Genomic DNA, 23,552 nt, shown 5'->3' on the forward strand with positions numbered 1-23,552 from the left:
AGAATTACGCCGTGACGGCCTGCTGCAGCCCGAGGTCGTGAATCATGGTGTCACGCATGACAAACTTCTGCACCTTTCCCGTCACAGTCATCGGCATTTCTTCAACAAAGCGGATATAGCGCGGAATCTTGTAATGCGCGATCTGGTCGCGGCAGAAGGCACGGATATCGTCCTCGGTGGCGGACTGTCCGGGTTTGAGCACGATCCATGCGCAGACTTCCTCGCCGTATTTAGGGTCGGGCACGCCGAACACCTGTACCGCCTGCACTTTGGGATGGCGGAACAGGAATTCCTCGATCTCGCGCGGATAGATGTTCTCGCCGCCACGGATCAGCATGTCCTTGACGCGTCCGACGATGTTGCAATAGCCGTCCGCATCGATGGTGGCCAGGTCGCCCGTATGCATCCAGCCGTCGCGGATGGCCTCGCGCGTGCGTTGGTCGTCGTCCCAGTAGCCCCGCATCACGGAGTAGCCACGGGTGCAAAGTTCGCCGGTCTCGCCGCGCGGTACGATGGCGCCCGTGGCATCGACCACCTTGCATTCCAGGTGCGGCTGGACGCGGCCCACCGTGGCCACGCGCTTGTCGAGCGGATCGTCGGTGGCGCTCTGAAACGACACCGGGCTGGTTTCCGTCATGCCGTAGGCAATTGTCACCTCCGCCATATGCATGTCATTGACCACTCGCTTCATCACTTCGATCGGGCACGGGGCGCCAGCCATGATACCGGTGCGCAGGGTCGAGAAATCGAACTGGCGGAAGTCCGGATGATCGAGCTGGGCGATGAACATGGTCGGCACGCCATGCAGCGCGGTGCACCGCTCTTCGGAAACGGCCTGCATGGTCGCCAGTGGATCGAATGCCTCGCCCGGAAAGACCATGCAGGCGCCGACTGACACGCAGGCCAGCACGGACAGGACCATGCCGAAGCAGTGATATAGCGGGACGGGAATGCAAAGGCGGTCGGCGGCACCCAGCCGCATGGCCATGGCCACGAAGCGGCCGTTGTTGACCACGTTGTGATGCGTCAGCGTCGCGCCCTTGGGGTTGCCGGTGGTGCCGCTGGTGAACTGGATATTGATCGGGTCCTGGGCATCCAGCTGGCGAGTGACGGTATCGAGCACGCCGCGTTCGGGCGGCTGCAGCAGGCTGGCATAGTTGAGCATGCCCGGCGTCGGGTCTTCGCCCAGACGAACCACTGACTTCAGATGGGGCAGGCGGGCGGCGCGCAACTGGCCAGGCGTCGCATCGGACAATTCTGGTGCCAGCGCCTGCAGCATGCCTAGATAGTCACTCGACTTGAATCGCGTCGCCGTGATCAGCATCCGCACGCCGGCCTTGTTTAGCGCGTATTCCAGCTCTGCCTGACGGTAGGCGGGGTTGATGTTGACCAGGATCGCGCCAATCCGGGCGGTCGCGAATTGCGTCACCAGCCATTCCGCCCGGTTTGGCGACCAGATGCCGACCCGGTCGCCGGGGGAGATCCCTCTGGCCAGCAGGCCGGTGGCCAGCCGGTCGACCTGATCGGAAAATTCCCGCCAGGTCCAGCGGATGGACTGCTCCCGGAAGACCACTGCGTCACCGTCGGGGTTTGCCGTGACGGCACGCGCCAGCAGTGCGGGGATCGTATCGTCGGACAGCGGGATATCGGTCGCACCAACCACGTGTGAACGGTCGATGGGCACGGATGGCTTCATGGGTGTCTCCTTCAACAGCGTCTTCTGATAGGTTGGCTGCCAGCTTAGGACAGTTCCGAAACCAAGGCTGTCTCCCCCGTGACAGTTGGGCCGATTCGGGCGCTTTGAACTTTTCGCGGAAAGCGCTTGCGCCCCCGGCCAATCCCATCTAATATTCGCCCCCTCGCAACACAAAGCGCGCTGCAAACGCAGCGGCGACAACGGTTGCGGGGTTGGCAGAAGGTTGGGGTTGCGAGGTTCGCGGCACCGGCCGGCAGAAAAAAGTTCTGCAAAAACTGTTGACGAAACGTTGAATGCTCTGCATAATCTCGTTTCTCCGCTGCGACGAAAGACGCGGCGACAGCGAACGGCAAAGCCGGTCGCTCGGGTTCTTTAACAAACAAACAACCGATAAGTGTGGGCGCTTGATGGCGAACGCCACGGAGCTTCGGCTTCGTGATGCTTCAAAAGTTATCAGTGCTCGCACAGTAAAACATGTTGGTTTGCGTCGCGAGACGTGAACCAGTCAGTTTTCTGAGAGTGAGCGACCGCTCGAAAGAGCGAGGTGCTTCGGCACCACACAGAGATTGAACTGAAGAGTTTGATCCTGGCTCAGATTGAACGCTGGCGGCATGCCTTACACATGCAAGTCGAACGGCAGCGCGGACTTCGGTCTGGCGGCGAGTGGCGAACGGGTGAGTAATACATCGGAACGTACCCTGTTGTGGGGGATAACTAGTCGAAAGATTAGCTAATACCGCATACGACCTGAGGGTGAAAGCGGGGGACCGCAAGGCCTCGCGCAGCAGGAGCGGCCGATGTCTGATTAGCTAGTTGGTGGGGTAAAGGCCCACCAAGGCGACGATCAGTAGCTGGTCTGAGAGGACGATCAGCCACACTGGGACTGAGACACGGCCCAGACTCCTACGGGAGGCAGCAGTGGGGAATTTTGGACAATGGGGGCAACCCTGATCCAGCAATGCCGCGTGTGTGAAGAAGGCCTTCGGGTTGTAAAGCACTTTTGTCCGGAAAGAAAACGCTCTGGTTAATACCTGGGGCGGATGACGGTACCGGAAGAATAAGCACCGGCTAACTACGTGCCAGCAGCCGCGGTAATACGTAGGGTGCGAGCGTTAATCGGAATTACTGGGCGTAAAGCGTGCGCAGGCGGTTTTGTAAGACAGGCGTGAAATCCCCGAGCTCAACTTGGGAATTGCGCTTGTGACTGCAAGGCTAGAGTATGTCAGAGGGGGGTAGAATTCCACGTGTAGCAGTGAAATGCGTAGAGATGTGGAGGAATACCGATGGCGAAGGCAGCCCCCTGGGACGTCACTGACGCTCATGCACGAAAGCGTGGGGAGCAAACAGGATTAGATACCCTGGTAGTCCACGCCCTAAACGATGTCAACTAGTTGTTGGGGATTCATTTCTTCAGTAACGTAGCTAACGCGTGAAGTTGACCGCCTGGGGAGTACGGTCGCAAGATTAAAACTCAAAGGAATTGACGGGGACCCGCACAAGCGGTGGATGATGTGGATTAATTCGATGCAACGCGAAAAACCTTACCTACCCTTGACATGCCACTAACGAAGCAGAGATGCATCAGGTGCCCGAAAGGGAAAGTGGACACAGGTGCTGCATGGCTGTCGTCAGCTCGTGTCGTGAGATGTTGGGTTAAGTCCCGCAACGAGCGCAACCCTTATCTTTAGTTGCTACGCAAGGGCACTCTAGAGAGACTGCCGGTGACAAACCGGAGGAAGGTGGGGATGACGTCAAGTCCTCATGGCCCTTATGGGTAGGGCTTCACACGTCATACAATGGTGCGTACAGAGGGTTGCCAACCCGCGAGGGGGAGCTAATCCCAGAAAACGCATCGTAGTCCGGATCGTAGTCTGCAACTCGACTACGTGAAGCTGGAATCGCTAGTAATCGCGGATCAGCATGCCGCGGTGAATACGTTCCCGGGTCTTGTACACACCGCCCGTCACACCATGGGAGTGGGTTTTGCCAGAAGTAGTTAGCCTAACCGCAAGGAGGGCGATTACCACGGCAGGGTTCATGACTGGGGTGAAGTCGTAACAAGGTAGCCGTATCGGAAGGTGCGGCTGGATCACCTCCTTTCCAGAGGCTTGTGTTCACAAGTCAAGCGTTCACACTTATCGGTTTGTTTGCTGTTACAGCCAAGGGTCTGTAGCTCAGGTGGTTAGAGCACCGTCTTGATAAGGCGGGGGTCGTAGGTTCAAGTCCTACCAGACCCACCAAGTTATCTACGCGGGGGATTAGCTCAGCTGGGAGAGCACCTGCTTTGCAAGCAGGGGGTCGTCGGTTCGATCCCGTCATCCTCCACCACTTACCTTGATCGAGGATCGGGGTAACGAGACGACCTGGTTGGTAGTCAAATGAAAGCATTCAGTGCCGAGTGCTTTCATTTGGCATTGCCAAGCGACGATAAGTCGGCTGTTCTTTAACAATATGGGATGTAGTAAAGGTGTCGCGAAGCGTTGATGAGACGCTGCAGTACAAACGCGATACCGGGTTGTGATTGTATCAACCAAAATGTATTTAAGTGATCGAAAGATGACTTGGAATACGGCACAAACGCGAGAACTCAGACCTGTAGCCAGCGTGGATAGCGGAGACGTTAGACACACTCGTTATAGGGTCAAGCGAACAAGTGCATGTGGTGGATGCCTTGGCGATCACAGGCGATGAAGGACGCGGTAGCCTGCGAAAAGCTTCGGGGAGCTGGCAAACAAGCTTTGATCCGGAGATGTCCGAATGGGGAAACCCGGCCCGAATGGGTCATCCCTTGCTGAATACATAGGCAAGGGAAGCGAACGCGGCGAACTGAAACATCTAAGTAGCTGCAGGAACAGAAATCAACCGAGATTCCCAGAGTAGTGGCGAACGAAATGGGAAGAGCCTTGCACTCTTTAGCAGAACTGTTAGCAAAACGGGATGGAAAGCCCGGCCATAGCAGGTGATAGCCCTGTATGCGAAAACAGATTTGTGGAACTAGGTGTGCGACAAGTAGGGCGGGACACGTGAAATCCTGTCTGAAGATGGGGGGACCATCCTCCAAGGCTAAATACTCGTGATCGACCGATAGTGAACCAGTACCGTGAGGGAAAGGCGAAAAGAACCCCGGGAGGGGAGTGAAATAGATCCTGAAACCGCATGCATACAAACAGTCGGAGCCTGGCAACGGGTGACGGCGTACCTTTTGTATAATGGGTCAGCGACTTACATTCAGTGGCAAGCTTAACCGATTAGGGAAGGCGTAGCGAAAGCGAGTCCGAACAGGGCGTTGAGTCGCTGGGTGTAGACCCGAAACCAGATGATCTATCCATGGCCAGGTTGAAGGTGCGGTAACACGTACTGGAGGACCGAACCCACTAACGTTGAAAAGTTAGGGGATGAGCTGTGGATAGGGGTGAAAGGCTAAACAAATCTGGAAATAGCTGGTTCTCTCCGAAAACTATTTAGGTAGTGCCTCGTGTCTCACCTTCGGGGGTAGAGCACTGTCATGGTTGGGGGGTCTATTGCTGATTACCCCGCCATAGCAAACTCCGAATACCGAAGAGTGCAATCACGGGAGACAGACATCGGGTGCTAACGTCCGGTGTCAAGAGGGAAACAACCCAGACCGCCAGCTAAGGTCCCCAAATATAGCTAAGTGGGAAACGAAGTGGGAAGGCTAAAACAGTCAGGAGGTTGGCTTAGAAGCAGCCACCCTTTAAAGAAAGCGTAATAGCTCACTGATCGAGTCGTCCTGCGCGGAAGATGTAACGGGGCTAAGCTATATACCGAAGCTGCGGACGCACAGCAATGTGCGTGGTAGGAGAGCGTTCTGTAAGCCTGTGAAGGTGTCTTGTAAAGGATGCTGGAGGTATCAGAAGTGCGAATGCTGACATGAGTAGCGATAAAGGGGGTGAAAGGCCCCCTCGCCGTAAGCCCAAGGTTTCCTACGCAACGTTCATCGGCGTAGGGTGAGTCGGCCCCTAAGGCGAGGCAGAGATGCGTAGCTGATGGGAAGCAGGTTAATATTCCTGCACCGTCGTATGATGCGATGGGGGGACGGATCGCGGAAGGTTGTCCGGGTGTTGGAAGTCCCGGTCCCTGCATTGGAGAAGGCGCTTAGGCAAATCCGGGCGCGGAATTCAAGGATGTGGGGCGAGCGGCCTAGTGCTGCGAAGCAATCGGAAGTGGTTCCAAGAAAAGCCTCTAAGCTTCAGTCATACGAGACCGTACCGCAAACCGACACAGGTGGGCGAGATGAGTATTCTAAGGCGCTTGAGAGAACTCGGGAGAAGGAACTCGGCAAATTGGTACCGTAACTTCGGGATAAGGTACGCCCTGGTAGCTTGACTGGCCTGCGCCAGAAGGGTGAAGGGGTTGCAATAAAATGGTGGCTGCGACTGTTTAATAAAAACACAGCACTCTGCAAACACGAAAGTGGACGTATAGGGTGTGACGCCTGCCCGGTGCCGGAAGATTAAATGATGGGGTGCAAGCTCTTGATTGAAGTCCCGGTAAACGGCGGCCGTAACTATAACGGTCCTAAGGTAGCGAAATTCCTTGTCGGGTAAGTTCCGACCTGCACGAATGGCGTAACGATGGCCACACTGTCTCCTCCCGAGACTCAGCGAAGTTGAAGTGTTTGTGATGATGCAATCTCCCCGCGGCTAGACGGAAAGACCCCATGAACCTTTACTGTAGCTTTGCATTGGACTTTGAGCCGATCTGTGTAGGATAGGTGGGAGGCTTTGAAGCGTGGACGCCAGTTCACGTGGAGCCGTCCTTGAAATACCACCCTGGTTTGTTTGAGGTTCTAACCTTGGCCCGTGAATCCGGGTCGGGGACAGTGCATGGTAGGCAGTTTGACTGGGGCGGTCTCCTCCCAAAGTGTAACGGAGGAGTTCGAAGGTACGCTTGGTACGGTCGGACATCGTACCTAAAGTGCAATGGCAAAAGCGTGCTTAACTGCGAGACCGACAAGTCGAGCAGGTGCGAAAGCAGGACATAGTGATCCGGTGGTTCTGAATGGAAGGGCCATCGCTCAACGGATAAAAGGTACTCTGGGGATAACAGGCTGATACCGCCCAAGAGTTCATATCGACGGCGGTGTTTGGCACCTCGATGTCGGCTCATCTCATCCTGGGGCTGTAGCCGGTCCCAAGGGTATGGCTGTTCGCCATTTAAAGAGGTACGTGAGCTGGGTTTAAAACGTCGTGAGACAGTTTGGTCCCTATCTGCCGTGGGCGTTGGAATCTTGACGGGGGCTGCTCCTAGTACGAGAGGACCGGAGTGGACGTACCGCTGGTGTACCTGTTGTCTCGCCAGAGGCATCGCAGGGTAGCTATGTACGGAAGAGATAACCGCTGAAAGCATCTAAGCGGGAAACTCGCCTGAAGATGAGGATTCCCTGGAGGCTTGACCTCCTTGAAGGGTCGTTCGAGACCAGGACGTTGATAGGCTGGGTGTGGAAGCGCAGTAATGCGTTAAGCTAACCAGTACTAATTGCCCGTAAGGCTTGATCCTATAACCAGTGTGTTTGACCTGGTTGGACCAGAGTCCGCGTGTGCCACAGGCATACAACACAACCCCTTTACTACACCCCAGATTCGCTGCGCTGATGCATGTCAGCGCGGCAACCCCTCATGCCTGGTGACCATAGCGAGTTGGAACCACCCCTTCCCATCCCGAACAGGACCGTGAAACGACTTTGCGCCGATGATAGTGCGGACTACCCGTGTGAAAGTAGGTCATCGCCAGGCTCTTATACCCAGAACCCCCAAGCCCCAAAAGCTTGGGGGTTTTGCTTTTGCGGGCGTGAAACGCAAAAGCGACAGATCGGCCTCTCAGAGGCGCCGGAAGCGGCTTCCAGCGTGCCCTATAGGGTGAGAGCGTCGATTTCAGATCGATGATTCTGGTCCGCAAACGAAGCCTTCTGGCGACGTATTGCAGGCTTCTGGAGCGATCCGCAAAGTTGCTTTCTTCAACGGAAAGCACTTGACAGCCCCGGTAAGTTACACCATAATCACAAGTTCTCTGCGGAGAGGTGCCCGAGTGGCTAAAGGGGGCAGACTGTAAATCTGTTGGCTTACGCCTACGCTGGTTCGAATCCAGCCCTCTCCACCAGAATGCAAGACAACAACCTGGCGAAAGCCGGTGAAGCAGGAAGTAACCGGGCGGGTGTAGCTCAATGGTAGAGCAGAAGCCTTCCAAGCTTACGACGAGGGTTCGATTCCCTTCACCCGCTCCAGTCTCCAGGTTGCCGTCGCAAAAGTAAGTCAAGATTCGCCCATGTGGCTCAGTGGTAGAGCACTCCCTTGGTAAGGGAGAGGTCGGCAGTTCGATCCTGCCCATGGGCACCATCAATACCCGCACTGGCAATTGCTACCGAGACAGGAGTCGCGAAATGGCAAAGGAAAAGTTCGAGCGGACCAAGCCGCACGTGAACGTAGGTACGATTGGTCACGTTGACCACGGCAAGACGACGCTGACGGCAGCGATTGCCACGGTGCTGGCTGCGAAGTTCGGCGGCGCGGCCAAGAAGTACGACGAAATCGACGCAGCGCCGGAAGAGAAGGCACGCGGCATCACGATCAACACCGCACACGTGGAATACGAGACGGCCAACCGCCACTACGCCCACGTTGACTGCCCGGGCCACGCTGACTATGTGAAGAACATGATCACGGGCGCCGCGCAGATGGACGGCGCGATCCTGGTTTGCTCGGCTGCCGACGGCCCGATGCCGCAAACGCGCGAGCACATCCTGCTGGCCCGTCAGGTTGGCGTGCCGTACATCATCGTGTTCCTGAACAAGTGCGACATGGTCGATGACGCCGAGCTGCTGGAACTGGTGGAAATGGAAGTGCGCGAACTTCTGTCGAAGTACGACTTCCCGGGCGACGACACCCCGATCATCAAGGGTTCGGCCAAGCTGGCGCTGGAAGGCGACAAGGGCGAGCTGGGCGAAGTGGCCATCATGAACCTGGCCGACGCACTGGACTCGTACATCCCGACGCCGGAGCGCGCCGTTGACGGTACGTTCCTGATGCCGGTGGAAGACGTGTTCTCGATCTCGGGTCGCGGCACGGTGGTGACCGGCCGTATCGAGCGTGGCGTGGTCAAGGTCGGTGAGGAAATCGAAATCGTGGGTATCCGCCCGACGGTGAAGACGACCTGCACGGGCGTGGAAATGTTCCGCAAGCTGCTGGACCAAGGTCAAGCCGGCGACAACGTGGGTCTGCTGCTGCGCGGCACGAAGCGCGAAGACGTTGAGCGTGGTCAAGTCCTGTGCAAGCCGGGCTCGATCAAGCCGCACACGCACTTCACGGGTGAGGTCTACATCCTGTCGAAGGACGAAGGTGGCCGTCACACGCCGTTCTTCAACAACTACCGCCCGCAGTTCTACTTCCGTACGACCGACGTGACTGGCTCGATCGAGCTGCCGAAGGACAAGGAAATGGTCATGCCGGGTGACAACGTGTCGATCACCGTCAAGCTGATCGCCCCGATCGCCATGGAAGAAGGCCTGCGCTTCGCAATCCGCGAAGGTGGCCGTACCGTCGGCGCCGGCGTTGTGGCAAAGATCCTCGACTAAGCAATTGGTCGAACTGGCGAGCGCGATACCAACCTGTCGCGTTCGTTTGCCAGAGGGGTTGGCTTGAAGCCGGCCCCAAAGTTGTTTTAGGGGTATAGCTCAACTGGCAGAGCGTCGGTCTCCAAAACCGAAGGTTGGGGGTTCGATTCCCTCTGCCCCTGCCAAATCAATCAGCCGCGTCGCGAGTAAGACTTGTGACGCGGCTTAGTCTCGTTTGCGAAACATGGCTAATCCCAATGTCGAAACCGTAGGCGCCTCGAGCGGCAAGTGGATGCTCGTCGCTGCGGTGCTCCTGGTGGTTGCCGGAGTCATCGGTTTCTACGCGCTGGCTCAGCAGCCGTCGTACGTACGTGGCGCCGCGCTTTTTGCCGGCCTCGCCCTGGGCGTCGTCGTGGCGCTGGTCTCCGCGCCGGGCAAGGACTTTGTGGGATTCGCACGTGAATCGTACCGGGAAGTTCGCAAGGTCGTTTGGCCGACGCGCAAGGAAGCCGGTCAGATGACGGGCCTCGTGTTTGCCTTTGTGGTGATCATGGCGCTGTTCCTGTGGTCGGCCGACAAGCTCATCGAGTGGGTGATCTTCTCCCTTGTCCTGGGCTGGAAATAAGAGGTAGCACATGACGGATAACGCTCAGCAGGAAACCACGGCCGCAGAATCGCCTTCGTCGAAGAAGCGCTGGTACGTGGTGCACGCCTACTCCGGCATGGAAAAGAGCGTGCAGCGCGCGCTGCAGGAGCGCATCGAGCGCGCCGAGATGCAAGACAAGTTCGGTCGCATCCTGGTGCCTTCGGAAGAAGTGGTAGAGATCAAGGGCGGTCACAAGTCGGTGACCGAGCGTCGTTTCTTCCCCGGCTACGTCCTGGTGGAAATGGAAATGACCGACGAAACCTGGCACCTGGTGAAGAACACCAGCAAGGTGACCGGCTTCGTGGGCGGTGCACGTAACCGTCCGAGCCCGATTTCCCAGCGGGAAGTCGACAAGATCATGACCCAGATGCAGGAAGGGGTCGAGAAGCCGCGTCCCAAGACGCTGTTCGAAGTGGGCGAAATGGTGCGCGTCAAGGACGGCCCGTTCACCGACTTCAACGGCAACGTCGAAGAAGTGAACTACGAAAAGTCGCGCCTGCGCGTGACGGTCACGATCTTCGGGCGCGCAACGCCGGTCGAGCTCGAGTTCGGCCAGGTCGAAAAGGTTTAAGGATTTCTCCGCGGCGGCCCGCAAGGGTGGCGGCGGAAGGATAGGGCGGCCGGAAGGCCGGCCCGAAGAGGAGCGTGAGGCCCTGCCCCGGCATGGCGATAGCGCGTTACGACTCAACAGGATCTGATTTCCGCAACAGGAACAGGTCCGGATTGGAGTAAAGATGGCCAAGAAGATCATTGGCTTTATCAAGCTGCAGATTCCGGCTGGTAAGGCAAATCCCTCCCCGCCCGTTGGTCCCGCACTGGGTCAGCGTGGTCTGAACATCATGGAGTTCTGCAAGGCGTTCAACGCCCAGACCCAGGGTATGGAACCCGGTCTGCCGGTGCCGGTGGTGATTACCGCCTTCGCCGACAAGAGCTTCACGTTCGTGATGAAGTCGCCGCCGGCGACCGTGCTGATCAAGAAGGCAGCAGGCATCACCAAGGGTTCGCCGAAGCCCCATACCGACAAGGTTGGCAAGATTACCCGCGCCCAGGCTGAAGAAATCGCCAAGGCCAAGAACGCTGACCTCACCGCCGCCGACCTCGACGCCGCCGTGCGTACGATCGCTGGTTCGGCGCGTTCGATGGGCATCACCGTGGAGGGTCTGTAAATGGCTAAGGTTTCGAAGCGCGTCGCCGCCAACAAGGCGAAGATCGAGCGTACCAAGTTTTACCCGATCGACGAGGCCCTGGGCCTGGTGAAGAGCTGCGCCTCGGCGAAGTTCGACGAGTCGATCGACGTGTCCGTGCAACTGGGCATCGACGCCAAGAAGTCGGACCAGGTTGTTCGCGGTTCCGTCGTGCTGCCGGCTGGTACCGGCAAGAGCGTCCGTGTGGCCGTGTTCGCCCAGGGCGAAAAGGCCGAGGCCGCCAAGGCTGCTGGCGCCGAAGTGGTCGGCATGGAAGACCTGGCCGAGCAAGTCAAGGCCGGTAACCTGAACTTCGACGTCGTGATCGCTTCGCCGGACACGATGCGTATCGTCGGTACGCTGGGCCAGATCCTCGGCCCGCGCGGCCTGATGCCGAACCCGAAGGTTGGCACCGTGACGCCGGACGTGGCCCAGGCCGTGAAGAACGCCAAGGCTGGTCAGGTGCAATTCCGTGTCGACAAGGCCGGTATCATCCACGCCACCATCGGTCGCCGTTCGTTCGACGACGCCGCTCTGAAGAGCAACCTGAGCGCCCTGCTGGACGCCCTGGTCAAGGCCAAGCCGGCAACCAGCAAGGGTGTGTACTTGCGCAAGGTGGCCGTGTCGTCGACGATGGGCGTTGGTGTTCGCGTCGAACAGACCTCGCTGTCGGCCTGAGCTGACGGCAATCCTCTGACCGGATCCCGATAACACCGGCCAGGGCAGGAATTGAGGATCGTGGCAGTGCCGCGATCGTCGCAAGGCTTTGGGCAGTGGCATCAGCGGCGCGCATGGCGCGCGGCAGGTGCTGCTGGTTATCAAAGACCGCTGGTGTTCACACCGCCTCTGGCAGCGTGGACTTAATCGGTCGGCACATGCGGGGCTTGCCCCGATGGCAGCCGGCCCGCCAGCGCAGATGGCGCACCCGAAGGGATTGATGACGCCGGAGCAATCCTGTGGATTCGGGCCAATCGGACGCCGTTCGTTTGGACTGATGCGCCGTTTGGCGGGCAACCGTCGAATACGCATCGTTTTGGAGCTTAACCGTGCCACTCAATATTGAAGATAAGAAGGCCGTCGTTGCTGAGGTCTCGGCGCAAGTCGCCAAGGCCCAGACTATCGTCGTGGCCGAATATCGCGGCATTGCGGTTGGCGATCTGACCAAGCTGCGTGCCAACGCTCGTCAGCAAGGCGTGTACCTGCGCGTTCTGAAGAACACGCTGGCTCGCCGTGCCGTCGAAGGTACGCCGTTTGCAGCCCTCGCAGAGCAGATGACCGGTCCGCTAATCTACGGTATTTCCGAAGATGCAGTGGCCTCGGCCAAGGTTCTGAACGACTTTGCCAAGACCAACGACAAGCTGGTCCTGCGCGCTGGGTCGTACGACGGCAAGGTGCTCGACGCTGGTGCCGTGAAGGCCCTGGCTTCGATCCCGAGCCGTGAAGAACTGATCTCGCAGCTGCTTGGCGTGATGCAGGCGCCGGTGTCGGGCTTCGCCCGCCTGCTGGCCGCACTGGCTGCCAAGAACGCCGAAGGCGCTCCCGCGGAAGCGGAAGCCCCGGCCGCCTGAGCTGCCGCATAGACAGATCGCAATACCGATCCCGAATCAAATCTAGTAGGAGTAATCCAAATGGCAATCACTAAAGACGACATCCTGGAAGCCGTTGGCGCGATGTCCGTGATGGAACTGAACGACCTGGTCAAGGCGTTCGAAGAGAAGTTTGGCGTGTCGGCTGCTGCCATGGCTGTGGCTGCTGCCCCGGGCGCTGGCGGTGCTGCCGCTGCTGAAGAAAAGACCGAGTTCAACGTGATCCTGGCCGAAGTCGGCGCCAACAAGGTTGGCGTGATCAAGGCCGTGCGCGAAATCACCGGTCTGGGCCTGAAGGAAGCCAAGGACCTGGTCGATGGCGCACCGAAGCCCGTGAAGGAAGGCGTGGACAAGGCCGCTGCCGACGAAGCCAAGAAGAAGCTGGAAGACGCCGGCGCCAAGGTCGACGTCAAGTAAGTGGTACCGCGCGTGCCTCTGTGGCACGCGGCAGGGGCTGGCAAAGGGAAATTCCCGGCGCCAGCCTTTTTGCGCTTCTGCGGAGGTGTTCGATCCGGCACCCGAGAAGCGGCGCAAACCGGCCCGGATGGGTGAAATGTGAATTAAGCTTTGCTTGGCAGGCGATAATCCATCGCTGCCTCAGCAGAAGCCAAACATCAGTGGCACACTAGGTGGTTGCTGATGTTTGTCTTCTGAACCGACTGCAGAAGACAAGTTTGGTCGGGTGTCCCCCGGACGTGTGCAGGCATTGCGCCGTGCAATGACCACACCGTCCGCAGCGTGCGGGCACCGTCAGCCAGAGGTTGGTAGCGGCCAACCGCCAAATCCCCTCCCAGTCGCTGAACACCTCAGGTGCCGGCCAGGTCCAGCCAGCCCTGCGATGATTCGGAGATCCCATGGCGTACAGCTTCACCGAAAAGAAGCGCATTCGCAAATCCTTTGCGAAGCGCGCGACGGTTCATCAGGTTCCATTCCTGCTTGCCACACAGATTGAATCCTACACCCAGTTCTTGCAAGCGGAAACGCCGACCGCGCGTCGCAAAAGCGAGGGTCTGCAGGCCGCTTTCAACGCGATTTTCCCAATCTCCTCCCATAACGGGCTTGCCCGTATGGAGTTTGTCTCGTATCACCTGTCCAACCCGCCGTTCGACGTCAAGGAATGCCAGCAGCGTGGCCTGACGTTCCACTCGGCGCTGCGTGCCAAGGTTCGCCTGATCATCAACGATCGCGAAAATCCGGGCAAGGTGAAGGAAGTGAAGGAGCAGGAAGTCTACATGGGCGAAATTCCGCTCATGACGTCGACCGGTTCTTTCGTGATTAACGGTACCGAGCGTGTCATCGTTAGCCAGCTGCACCGCTCGCCGGGCGTGTTCTTCGAGCACGACAAGGGCAAGACGCACAGCTCGGGCAAGCTGCTGTTCTCGGCACGGATCATCCCGTACCGCGGCTCGTGGCTCGACTTCGAATTCGATCCGAAGGACATCCTGTACTTCCGCGTCGACCGCCGCCGCAAGATGCCGGTGACGATCCTGCTGAAGTCGATCGGCCTGACGCCGGAACAGATCCTGGCGCACTTCTTCGTGTTCGACAACTTCACGCTGCAGGGCGAAGGCGCGCAACTCGAGTTCGTGCCCGAGCGTCTGCGCGGTGAAGTCGCGCGCTTCGACATCGCCGACAAGAACGGCCGCGTCGTCGTGGAGAAGGACAAGCGTATCAACGCCAAGCACATCCGTGACCTGGATTCCGCCGGCACCAAGCTGATCAGCGTGCCCGAGGACTACCTGCTGGGCCGCGTGCTGGCCAAGAACATCATCGACCCGGATACCGGCGAGGTGATTGCCAACGCCAACGACGAGCTGACCGAGACGCTGCTGGAAAACCTGCGCGAAGCCGGTGTCAAGCAGATCCAGACGCTGTACACGAACGATCTCGACCAGGGTCCGTACATCTCGCAGACGCTGCGCGTGGACGATACCGCCGACCAGACGGCCGCGCGTATTGCCATCTACCGCATGATGCGTCCGGGCGAGCCGCCCACCGAGGACGCCGTGGAAGCCCTGTTCCAGCGCCTGTTCTACAGCGAAGAGTCGTACGACCTGTCGCGCGTTGGCCGCATGAAGGTCAACAGCCGTCTGTCGCGCCCGAGCGGCGAGGGCAGCATGGTGCTGCAGGACGAGGACATCCTCGAGACGATCAAGATCCTGGTGAACCTGCGTAACGGCAAGGGCGAAGTCGATGATATCGACCACCTGGGCAATCGTCGCGTGCGTTGCGTCGGCGAGCTGGCCGAGAACCAGTTCCGCGCTGGCCTGTCGCGCGTGGAGCGCGCCGTCAAGGAACGTCTGGGCCAGGCCGAGACCGAGAACCTGATGCCGCACGACCTGATCAACTCGAAGCCGATTTCGTCGGCGATTCGCGAGTTCTTCGGTTCGTCGCAGCTGTCGCAGTTCATGGACCAGACCAACCCGCTGTCGGAAATCACCCACAAGCGCCGTGTTTCGGCCCTTGGCCCGGGCGGTCTGACGCGCGAGCGCGCCGGCTTTGAAGTCCGTGACGTGCACCCGACCCACTATGGCCGCGTGTGCCCGATCGAAACGCCGGAAGGCCCGAACATCGGTCTGATCAACTCGCTGGCACTGTATGCCCGCCTGAACGAATACGGCTTCCTGGAAACGCCGTACCGCAAGGTGGAAAACAGCAAGCTGACCGACCAGGTGGATTACCTGTCGGCCATCGAGGAAGGCAAGTACGTGGTGGCGCAGGCCAACGCGACCGTTGACGCCGACGGCAACCTGACCGACGAACTGGTGTCGGCGCGTGAAGGTTCCGAGCGTGAAACGCGTATGGTCACGCCGGACCGCGTGCAGTACATCGACGTGGCGCCGTCGCAGATCGTGTCGGCCGCCGCATCGCTGGTGCCGTTCCTGGAACACGATGACGCGAACCGTGCACTGATGGGCGCGAACATGCAGCGTCAGGCCGTGCCTTGCCTGCGTCCGGACAAGCCGCTGGTGGGTACCGGCATCGAGCGCACCGTGGCCGTTGACTCGGGTACGGCCGTGCAGGCGATGCGTGGCGGCGTGGTGGACTACGTCGACGCCATGCGTGTGGTGATTCGCGTGAACGACGACGAAGCCGTGGCCGGCGAAGTTGGCGTGGACATCTACAACCTGATCAAGTACACGCGTTCGAACCAGAACACCAACATCAACCAGCGTCCGATGGTGAAGGTTGGCGATATCGTTGCCCGCGGCGACGTGATCGCTGACGGCGCCTCGACCGACCTGGGCGAGCTGGCACTGGGCCAGAACATGCTGGTGGCGTTCATGCCGTGGAACGGCTACAACTTCGAGGATTCGATCCTGATCTCGGAGCGTGTGGTTGCCGAAGACCGCTACACCTCGATCCACATCGAGGAACTGTCGGTCGTGGCCCGCGACACGAAGCTCGGACCGGAAGAAATCACGCGCGACATCTCGAACCTGGCCGAAGCGCAACTGGCGCGTCTGGACGAGTCGGGCATCACGTACATCGGCGCCGAAGTGGAAGCCGGCGACGTGCTGGTGGGCAAGGTCACGCCGAAGGGCGAGACCCAGCTGACGCCGGAAGAGAAGCTGCTGCGCGCGATCTTCGGCGAGAAGGCTTCGGACGTGAAGGACACGTCGCTGCGCGTGCCGTCGGGCATGAGCGGTATCGTGATCGACGTGCAGGTCTTCACGCGTGAAGGCGTGACGCGCGACAAGCGCGCCCAGTCGATCATCGACGACGAACTGAAGCGTTACCGCCTGGACCTGAACGACCAGCTGCGTATCGTGGAAGGCGATGCCTTCCAGCGTCTGGAGCGCCTGCTGCTCGACAAGACCGTCAACGGCGGTCCGAAGAAGCTGGCCAAGGGCGCCAAGCTGACCCGCGAGTACCTGGCCGACCTGGACAAGTACCACTGGTTCGACATCCGTCCGGCCGACGAGGAAGTGGCTGCCCAGCTGGAAGCCGTGAAGGAAGCCATCGAGCAGAAGCGTCACGAGTTCGACCTGGCTTTCGAAGAGAAGCGCAAGAAGCTGACGCAGGGCGACGAACTGCCGCCGGGCGTGATCAAGATGGTCAAGGTGTATCTGGCCGTCAAGCGCCGCCTGCAGCCTGGCGACAAGATGGCCGGCCGTCACGGTAACAAGGGTGTCGTGTCGAAGATCGTCCCGATCGAAGACATGCCGTACATGGCCGACGGTACGCCGGCGGACATCGTGCTGAACCCGCTGGGCGTGCCGTCGCGGATGAACGTGGGCCAGATTCTGGAAACCCACCTGGGCTGGGCCGCGCGCGGTCTGGGCCAGCGCATCGGCGACATGCTCAAGGCGTCGGCCAAGGCGCAGGAACTCCGTCCGCTGCTCGCGCAGATCTACAACGAGAGCGGCAAGGCGGAAGACCTGGACAGCCTGAGCGATGCCGAAGTGCTGGAGCTGGCAGGCAACCTGAAAAAGGGTGTGCCGTTCGCCACGCCGGTGTTCGATGGTGCGCACGAGGCCGAAATCCGCCGCATGCTGGACCTGGCCTACCCGGACGAGATCGCCCGGGAGAAGGGCCTCACGGCATCGAAGCAGCAGGTCACGCTGTACGACGGCCGCACCGGCGAAGCGTTCGAGCGTCCGGTCACGCTGGGTGTGATGCACATGCTGAAGCTGCATCACCTGGTGGACGACAAGATGCACGCCCGTTCCACCGGCCCGTACTCGCTGGTGACGCAGCAGCCGCTGGGCGGTAAGGCCCAGTTCGGTGGCCAGCGTTTCGGTGAGATGGAAGTGTGGGCACTGGAAGCCTACGGCGCATCGTACGTGCTGCAGGAAATGCTGACGGTCAAGTCCGATGACGTGAACGGCCGTACCAAGGTGTACGAAAACATCGTCAAGGGCGAGCACTCGATCGATGCCGGCATGCCGGAATCGTTCAACGTGCTGGTGAAGGAAATCCGCTCGCTGGGTATCGACATCGATCTGGATCGCTACTGATTCGCCGATTGATGCGGGTGCCGGCCACGGCGGGCACCCACCAGCGCAGGTTTCCCACAGGATTGAATGCCGCCGCTCCGGACAGACTCCGGACCGGCGGCGAAACAAGGAGTTGCAATGAAAGCATTGCTCGATCTCTTTAAGCAGGTTCAGCAGGAAGAGCAGTTCGACGCGATCAAGATCGGTCTGGCCTCGCCGGAGAAGATCCGTTCGTGGTCGTACGGCGAAGTGAAGAAGCCGGAAACGATCAACTACCGTACGTTCAAGCCGGAACGCGATGGTCTGTTCTGCGCCAAGATCTTTGGCCCGATCAAGGACTACGAGTGCCTGTGCGGCAAGTACAAGCGCCTGAAGCACCGTGGCGTGATCTGCGAGAAGTGCGGCGTCGAAGTGACGCTGGCCAAGGTGCGCCGCGAGCGCATGGGCCACATCGAACTGGCCGCGCCGACCGCGCACATCTGGTTCCTGAAGTCGCTGCCGTCGCGTCTGGGCATGGTGCTCGACATGACGCTGCGCGACATCGAGCGCGTGCTGTATTTCGAAGCGTTCGTGGTGCTGGAACCCGGCATGACCCCGCTCAAGAAGAGCCAGATCATGTCGGAAGACGACTACCTGGCCAAGTGCGACGAGTACGGCGAGGGCGAGTTTGTGGCCATGATGGGTGCCGAGGGCATCCGTGAACTGCTGCGCGGCATCGACATCGAGAAGCAGATCGAACAGATCCGCGCCGAGCTGCAGGCCACCGGTTCCGAAGCCAAGATCAAGAAGTTCGCCAAGCGCCTGAAGGTGCTGGAGGCGTTCCAGCGTTCGGGCATCAAGCCCGAGTGGATGATTCTGGAAGTGCTGCCGGTGCTGCCGCCCGAACTGCGTCCGCTGGTGCCGCTCGATGGTGGCCGTTTCGCCACGTCGGACCTGAACGACCTGTATCGCCGCGTCATCAACCGTAACAACCGTCTGAAGCGCCTGCTGGAGCTGAAGGCCCCTGAAATCATCGTGCGCAACGAAAAGCGCATGCTGCAGGAAGCCGTCGACTCGCTGCTGGACAACGGCCGTCGCGGCAAGGCGATGACGGGCGCCAACAAGCGTCCGCTGAAGTCGCTGGCCGAGATGATCAAGGGTAAGGGCGGTCGTTTCCGTCAGAACCTGCTGGGCAAGCGCGTGGACTACTCGGGCCGTTCGGTCATCGTGGTGGGCCCGACGCTGAAGCTGCATCAGTGCGGTCTGCCCAAGCTGATGGCGCTGGAGCTGTTCAAGCCGTTCATCTTCCACAAGCTGGAAACGATGGGCATCGCCACCACCATCAAGGCGGCGAAGAAGGAAGTGGAAAGCCAGACGCCGGTGGTGTGGGACATCCTCGAAGAGGTGATCCGCGAGCACCCGGTGATGCTGAACCGCGCGCCGACGCTGCACCGCCTGGGTATCCAGGCGTTCGAGCCGGTGCTGATCGAAGGCAAGGCCATCCAGCTGCACCCGCTGGTCTGCGCGGCATTCAACGCCGACTTCGACGGTGACCAGATGGCCGTTCACGTGCCGCTGTCGCTGGAAGCCCAGATGGAAGCCCGCACGCTGATGCTGGCGTCGAACAACGTGCTGTTCCCGGCCAACGGCGATCCGTCGATCGTGCCGTCGCAGGACGTTGTGCTGGGTCTGTACTACACGACCCGCGACAAGATCAACGGCAAGGGCGAAGGCATGACGTTTGCTGACATCAGCGAAGTCATCCGTGCCTACGAAAACAAGGAAGTCGAGCTCGCATCGCGCGTGAACGTCCGTATCACCGAGTATGAAGTGGTGAACAAGGACGCCGACGGCGACGCACGTTTCGCACCCAAGATCACGCTGCAGGCCACCACGGTCGGCCGCGCGATCCTGTCCGAGATCCTCCCGAAGGGCCTGCCGTTCTCGGTGCTGAACAAGCCGCTGAAGAAGAAGGAAATCTCGCGCCTGATCAACACGGCATTCCGCAAGTGCGGTCTGCGCGAGACCGTGATCTTCGCCGACAAGCTGCTGCAGTCGGGCTTCCGCCTGGCAACGCGCGCCGGTATCTCGATCGCCATCGACGACATGCTGGTGCCGCCGCAGAAGGAGAAGATCATCTCCGACGCGGCCGCCAAGGTGAAGGAATACGACAAGCAGTACATGTCGGGTCTGGTGACGGACCAGGAGCGTTACAACAACGTCGTGGACATCTGGGGTGCCGCTGGCGACCAGGTGGGCAAGGCGATGATGGAGCAGCTCCAGCACGAAGATACGGTCGATCGCAACGGCAATACCGTCAAGCAGGAATCGTTCAACTCGATCTACATGATGGCGGACTCGGGTGCTCGCGGTAGCGCGGCCCAGATTCGTCAGCTGGCAGGTATGCGTGGCCTGATGGCCAAGCCGGATGGCTCGATCATCGAAACGCCGATTACGGCGAACTTCCGTGAAGGCCTGAACGTTCTGCAGTACTTCATCTCGACCCACGGCGCGCGTAAGGGCCTGGCCGATACGGCACTGAAGACCGCAAACTCGGGTTACCTGACCCGTCGTCTGGTCGACGTGACGCAGGATCTGGTCGTGGTGGAAGACGATTGCGGCACGACCAACGGCGTGGCCATGAAGGCCCTGGTCGAAGGCGGTGAAGTGATCGAAGCCCTGCGCGACCGTATTCTGGGCCGTGTGACGGTGGGTGACGTGGTGAACCCTGAAACCCAGGAAACCGCGATCGAAAACGGCACGCTGCTGGACGAAGACCTGGTCGAGCTGATCGACAACATCGGCGTGGACGAAGTCAAGGTCCGCACGCCGCTGTCGTGCGACACGCGCTACGGCCTGTGCGCCAAGTGCTACGGCCGCGACCTGGGCCGCGGCGTGCTGGTGAACTCGGGCGAAGCGGTGGGCGTGATCGCTGCACAGTCGATTGGCGAGCCGGGTACCCAGCTGACCATGCGTACGTTCCACATCGGTGGTGCGGCATCGCGTGCGGCAGTGGCATCGAGCGTGGAAGCCAAGGCCACCGGTACGGTGCGCTTCACGGCGACCATGCGCTACGTGACGAACGCCAAGGGCGAACTGATCGTGATCTCGCGTTCGGGCGAGGCACTGATCACGGACGACCACGGCCGCGAGCGCGAGCGCCACAAGATCCCGTACGGCGCCACGCTGCTGGTGCAGGACGGCCAGGCCATCAAGGCCGGTACGCAGCTGGCCACTTGGGACGCACTGACTCGTCCGATCGTTTCCGAATACTCGGGCACGATCAAGTTCGAGAACGTGGAAGAAGGCGTGACCGTTGCCAAGCAGATGGACGAAGTCACGGGCCTGTCGACCCTCGTGGTGATCGACGCCAAGCGCCGTACGGCTGCCACCAAGGGCCTGCGCCCGCAGGTGAAGCTGCTCGACGCGAACAACCAGGAAGTCAAGATTCCGGGCACGGACCACTCCGTGACCATCGGCTTCCAGGTGGGCGCGCTGATTACCGTGAAGGATGGTCAGCAGGTGCACGTGGGTGAAGTGCTGGCACGTATCCCGACCGAATCGCAGAAGACCCGTGACATTACCGGTGGTCTGCCGCGAGTGGCCGAGCTGTTCGAAGCCCGTTCGCCGAAGGACGCCGCCGTGCTGGCGGAAGTCACCGGTACGGTGTCGTTCGGCAAGGACACGAAGGGCAAGCAGCGCCTGGTGATCACGGACCTGGACGGCAACGCCCACGAGTTCCTGATCGCGAAGGAAAAGCAGGTGCTGGTGCACGACGGCCAGGTGGTGAACAAGGGCGAAATGATCGTGGAAGGTCCGGCGGACCCGCACGACATCCTGCGCCTGAAGGGCATCGAAGAGCTGGCGCACTACATCGTGGACGAAGTGCAGGACGTGTACCGTCTGCAGGGCGTGAAGATCAACGACAAGCACATCGAAGTGATTGTTCGTCAGATGCTGCGCCGCGTGCAGATCCAGGACGTGGGCGATACCAAGTTCATCCCGGGTGAACAGGTGGAGCGTTCGGAACTGCTGGACGAAAACGATCGCGTGATCGCCGAGGGCAAGCGTCCGGCCATCCACGAGAACCTGCTGCTGGGTATTACCAAGGCGTCGCTGTCGACCGACAGCTTCATCTCGGCGGCATCGTTCCAGGAAACGACGCGCGTGCTGACCGAAGCCGCGATCATGGGCAAGACCGACGACCTGCGTGGTCTGAAGGAAAACGTGATCGTGGGTCGTCTGATCCCGGCCGGTACCGGCCTGGCCTACCACCGTGCCCGCAAGGCACGCGAGGCAGCCGAGCGCGAACGCGCCCAGGCGATCAGCGACGAAGAGCAATCGCTCTTCATCGAGCCGCCGGTGGTGCAAGCCACCGAGGGCGACGGCGACGCAGTCTGATCGCGATCCTCGCAGTTACGCAGCAATGAAGAACCCGGCTCGATCGAGCCGGGTTTTTTTTCGTCTCGCGCCGATCGGTTCGATCGCTTGGTATGGATCAAACCAGCAGATCGGAAGCAGCGATACGGTGTGGAATCTTTCATTCCGCTCGCCCGGCAGCGCTTCGATCATGACGCTACAGATGCCTGCACGTTGGATTTGTCGCCTGCTGAACGCGGCCGCATGCGGTGCCATGATCGCCACGGCGTCGGTGGCCCATGCGTTTCCGTTGGACCTGCCCCTAAATCCGCCACAAACCATGGAAGACGAGCGCCAACTGCGCTTCACGCAGCAGCACGATTGCGCCGCCGGCAAGGGCAATGCGAATCTGTGCGCCATGCTTGAGCAGCAGGCGCGGCAGCAGCAAATCGACGCCGTGCGTCGAGACACATCGCCGGCCGCCATGCCTCGTCCCGTCGATCCCCATCCGCTGTCCGGGCGGGGCATCCCGCTGCCTGGTGGCCTTCAGTAAGGCCACCGCATCTGCGTATCCACGCGTCAGGCATCCGCCGAAGATGCCGGCGCGATCATGACCACCAGACTGCCCACGTCGATCACCGGTTCATCGGCGATCAGGATGCGCCCTCCGAACACCACCATGTTCGACCGCAGTCGGTCGATCCTGACGTCTAGCGTCAGGACCGTGTCGTAAGGGATAGGCCGATGCAGCGTGACATCGCGCATCAACCCCACCAATGCGTGCGTCGGGGTGTCGGGTGTCTGACCCAGATAGAACAGCGTGACGCCGGCTTGCCCGAATGACTCGATGGCCAACGTCGCGGGATATGCCGTGGGTGGCTGGCGTCCGAGTATTGGCGATTCGCGGTTGACGACCTTGGTGGCCAGGATGTGCTCGCCCGGCCGATAGGTTGCCACGGTGTCGAGCAGCAGGAACGGATGGCGATGCGGCAGCAGGCTCGCGATCTGCTGGTGCGTCAGCGCCGGTGCAACCGTGCCTACCGGCGGCACGGCGGCCGGCGTCGCATCGAGCGTGCCGATACGGCACACGATGGTCGCCCGGACGCGCGCATCGCCCGCCACGCTGGCAACGGCCTCGCACGTCAGGTCGTCACCGGCGCGCGACGGGATCGTGACTTCCAGCACCACCACGTCGCCGGGCACAACCGCCCCCAGATACTGCACGCGCTGGACGGAAGCGGCGTGGGCGGCCTGGCCCAGCGTGGCGCCTGCTAGGTTGGCGGCCATCGTCAGCATCCGGTCAAGCATGAGCGCCCCGGGGTACACCGGGTGGCCGGGGTAGTGGCCGAGCGCGAACAGATCGCTGCCGCTGACGAACAGTGTTTCGCGGCTGGCAGGTGCGGAACAGGGCGAAAGGGACGGGGGATTCAGGGCGGGCATACAAATGGCACGGGCGTAGATCGTGGGATCGTAGTCCGCGTCGGCAGACCCGCGCTTGCGCTATCGCAAATTCTTCAGGATTGCTCGGGCGTAAGTCCGGGGAATGATGCCGATCCGCGACATCGGCGAAACCGTACCCATCGGAATTCCCG

12 protein-coding genes, 6 tRNA genes and 3 rRNA genes are annotated in these 23,552 nt (G+C 60.4%); 19 read left to right on the forward strand and 2 right to left on the reverse strand.

Annotated elements, in window-relative coordinates; genetic code table 11:
- Window positions 1–4: 4 nt before the first annotated feature.
- Window positions 5–1,696: an AMP-binding protein gene (locus AC24R4_RS17850; RefSeq protein ID WP_487523435.1), complete on the reverse strand. Its 1,692-nt coding sequence runs from the start codon at window positions 1,694–1,696 to the stop codon at window positions 5–7.
- 568 nt (window positions 1,697–2,264) lie between these two features.
- On the opposite strand from AC24R4_RS17850, the gene AC24R4_RS17855 reads away from it, so the two are divergent.
- The 19 genes from AC24R4_RS17855 to AC24R4_RS17945 all read left to right on the forward strand — a co-directional run bounded on the left by AC24R4_RS17855 (window position 2,265) and on the right by AC24R4_RS17945 (window position 22,513).
- Window positions 2,265–3,796: ribosomal RNA gene (locus AC24R4_RS17855) — 16S ribosomal RNA — on the forward strand.
- Window positions 3,797–3,859: 63 nt separating this feature from the next.
- Window positions 3,860–3,936, forward strand: a tRNA-Ile gene (locus tag AC24R4_RS17860).
- A gap of 12 nt (window positions 3,937–3,948) precedes the next feature.
- A tRNA-Ala gene (locus AC24R4_RS17865) sits at window positions 3,949–4,024 on the forward strand.
- Window positions 4,025–4,335: 311 nt separating this feature from the next.
- Window positions 4,336–7,216: ribosomal RNA gene (locus tag AC24R4_RS17870) — 23S ribosomal RNA — on the forward strand.
- Window positions 7,217–7,338: 122 nt separating this feature from the next.
- Window positions 7,339–7,452: ribosomal RNA gene (gene rrf / locus AC24R4_RS17875) — 5S ribosomal RNA — on the forward strand.
- The 16S, 23S and 5S rRNA genes sit together here with 5 tRNA genes alongside, the layout of an rRNA operon.
- A 278-nt stretch (window positions 7,453–7,730) precedes the next feature.
- Window positions 7,731–7,816: transfer RNA gene (locus AC24R4_RS17880), tRNA-Tyr, on the forward strand.
- A gap of 50 nt (window positions 7,817–7,866) precedes the next feature.
- Window positions 7,867–7,940, forward strand: a tRNA-Gly gene (locus tag AC24R4_RS17885).
- A 37-nt stretch (window positions 7,941–7,977) separates the two neighbouring features.
- Window positions 7,978–8,052 (forward strand) — tRNA-Thr (locus AC24R4_RS17890).
- 44 nt (window positions 8,053–8,096) lie between these two features.
- Window positions 8,097–9,287, forward strand: a complete 1,191-nt coding sequence (tuf, locus tag AC24R4_RS17895; RefSeq protein ID WP_029051586.1) for an elongation factor Tu — start codon at window positions 8,097–8,099, stop codon at window positions 9,285–9,287.
- Between the two features lie 88 nt (window positions 9,288–9,375).
- Window positions 9,376–9,451, forward strand: a tRNA-Trp gene (locus AC24R4_RS17900).
- Window positions 9,452–9,510: 59 nt separating this feature from the next.
- Window positions 9,511–9,891 (forward strand): preprotein translocase subunit SecE, encoded by a 381-nt coding sequence (secE, locus tag AC24R4_RS17905; RefSeq protein ID WP_029051587.1) that lies wholly within the window; start codon window positions 9,511–9,513, stop codon window positions 9,889–9,891.
- Window positions 9,892–9,901: 10 nt separating this feature from the next.
- Window positions 9,902–10,483, forward strand: a complete 582-nt coding sequence (nusG, locus tag AC24R4_RS17910; protein WP_008649197.1) for a transcription termination/antitermination protein NusG — start codon at window positions 9,902–9,904, stop codon at window positions 10,481–10,483.
- Between the two features lie 163 nt (window positions 10,484–10,646).
- Window positions 10,647–11,078, forward strand: a complete 432-nt coding sequence (gene rplK, locus AC24R4_RS17915; protein WP_010810467.1) for a 50S ribosomal protein L11 — start codon at window positions 10,647–10,649, stop codon at window positions 11,076–11,078.
- Window positions 11,079–11,774, forward strand: a complete 696-nt coding sequence (rplA, locus tag AC24R4_RS17920) for a 50S ribosomal protein L1 (RefSeq protein WP_029051588.1) — start codon at window positions 11,079–11,081, stop codon at window positions 11,772–11,774.
- Window positions 11,775–12,142: 368 nt separating this feature from the next.
- Window positions 12,143–12,664: a 50S ribosomal protein L10 gene (gene rplJ, locus AC24R4_RS17925; protein WP_029051589.1), complete on the forward strand. Its 522-nt coding sequence runs from the start codon at window positions 12,143–12,145 to the stop codon at window positions 12,662–12,664.
- A gap of 60 nt (window positions 12,665–12,724) precedes the next feature.
- Entirely contained in the window at window positions 12,725–13,099 is a 375-nt protein-coding gene (rplL, locus tag AC24R4_RS17930) for a 50S ribosomal protein L7/L12 (protein WP_029051590.1), read from the forward strand.
- A 437-nt stretch (window positions 13,100–13,536) separates the two neighbouring features.
- Window positions 13,537–17,643: a DNA-directed RNA polymerase subunit beta gene (gene rpoB / locus AC24R4_RS17935; protein ID WP_400392774.1), complete on the forward strand. Its 4,107-nt coding sequence runs from the start codon at window positions 13,537–13,539 to the stop codon at window positions 17,641–17,643.
- A gap of 117 nt (window positions 17,644–17,760) precedes the next feature.
- Window positions 17,761–22,002 (forward strand): DNA-directed RNA polymerase subunit beta', encoded by a 4,242-nt coding sequence (rpoC, locus tag AC24R4_RS17940; RefSeq protein ID WP_092603747.1) that lies wholly within the window; start codon window positions 17,761–17,763, stop codon window positions 22,000–22,002.
- 25 nt (window positions 22,003–22,027) lie between these two features.
- Window positions 22,028–22,513, forward strand: coding sequence for a hypothetical protein (locus AC24R4_RS17945; RefSeq protein WP_487523436.1), 486 nt, complete (start codon window positions 22,028–22,030; stop codon window positions 22,511–22,513).
- A gap of 26 nt (window positions 22,514–22,539) precedes the next feature.
- On the opposite strand, the gene AC24R4_RS17950 is transcribed toward AC24R4_RS17945, so the two are convergent.
- Window positions 22,540–23,400: a 3-hydroxyacyl-ACP dehydratase FabZ family protein gene (locus AC24R4_RS17950; protein WP_487523437.1), complete on the reverse strand. Its 861-nt coding sequence runs from the start codon at window positions 23,398–23,400 to the stop codon at window positions 22,540–22,542.
- Between the last annotated feature and the right edge of the window lie 152 nt (window positions 23,401–23,552).

The sequence above is a fragment of the Cupriavidus sp. CER-90 genome (genome assembly GCF_057652055.1).

Bases quoted from the DNA above. Each gene is read 5' to 3' on its own strand.
- AC24R4_RS17850 (WP_487523435.1), bottom strand. From the start codon at position 1,696: ATGAAGCCATCCGTGCCCATCGACCGTTCACACGTGGTTGGTGCGACC.
- tuf (WP_029051586.1), top strand. From the start codon at position 8,097: ATGGCAAAGGAAAAGTTCGAGCGGACCAAGCCGCACGTGAACGTAGGT.
- secE (WP_029051587.1), top strand. From the start codon at position 9,511: ATGGCTAATCCCAATGTCGAAACCGTAGGCGCCTCGAGCGGCAAGTGG.
- nusG (WP_008649197.1), top strand. From the start codon at position 9,902: ATGACGGATAACGCTCAGCAGGAAACCACGGCCGCAGAATCGCCTTCG.
- rplK (WP_010810467.1), top strand. From the start codon at position 10,647: ATGGCCAAGAAGATCATTGGCTTTATCAAGCTGCAGATTCCGGCTGGT.
- rplA (WP_029051588.1), top strand. From the start codon at position 11,079: ATGGCTAAGGTTTCGAAGCGCGTCGCCGCCAACAAGGCGAAGATCGAG.
- rplL (WP_029051590.1), top strand. From the start codon at position 12,725: ATGGCAATCACTAAAGACGACATCCTGGAAGCCGTTGGCGCGATGTCC.
- rpoB (WP_400392774.1), top strand. From the start codon at position 13,537: ATGGCGTACAGCTTCACCGAAAAGAAGCGCATTCGCAAATCCTTTGCG.
- rpoC (WP_092603747.1), top strand. From the start codon at position 17,761: ATGAAAGCATTGCTCGATCTCTTTAAGCAGGTTCAGCAGGAAGAGCAG.
- AC24R4_RS17945 (WP_487523436.1), top strand. From the start codon at position 22,028: ATGAAGAACCCGGCTCGATCGAGCCGGGTTTTTTTTCGTCTCGCGCCG.
- AC24R4_RS17950 (WP_487523437.1), bottom strand. From the start codon at position 23,400: ATGCCCGCCCTGAATCCCCCGTCCCTTTCGCCCTGTTCCGCACCTGCC.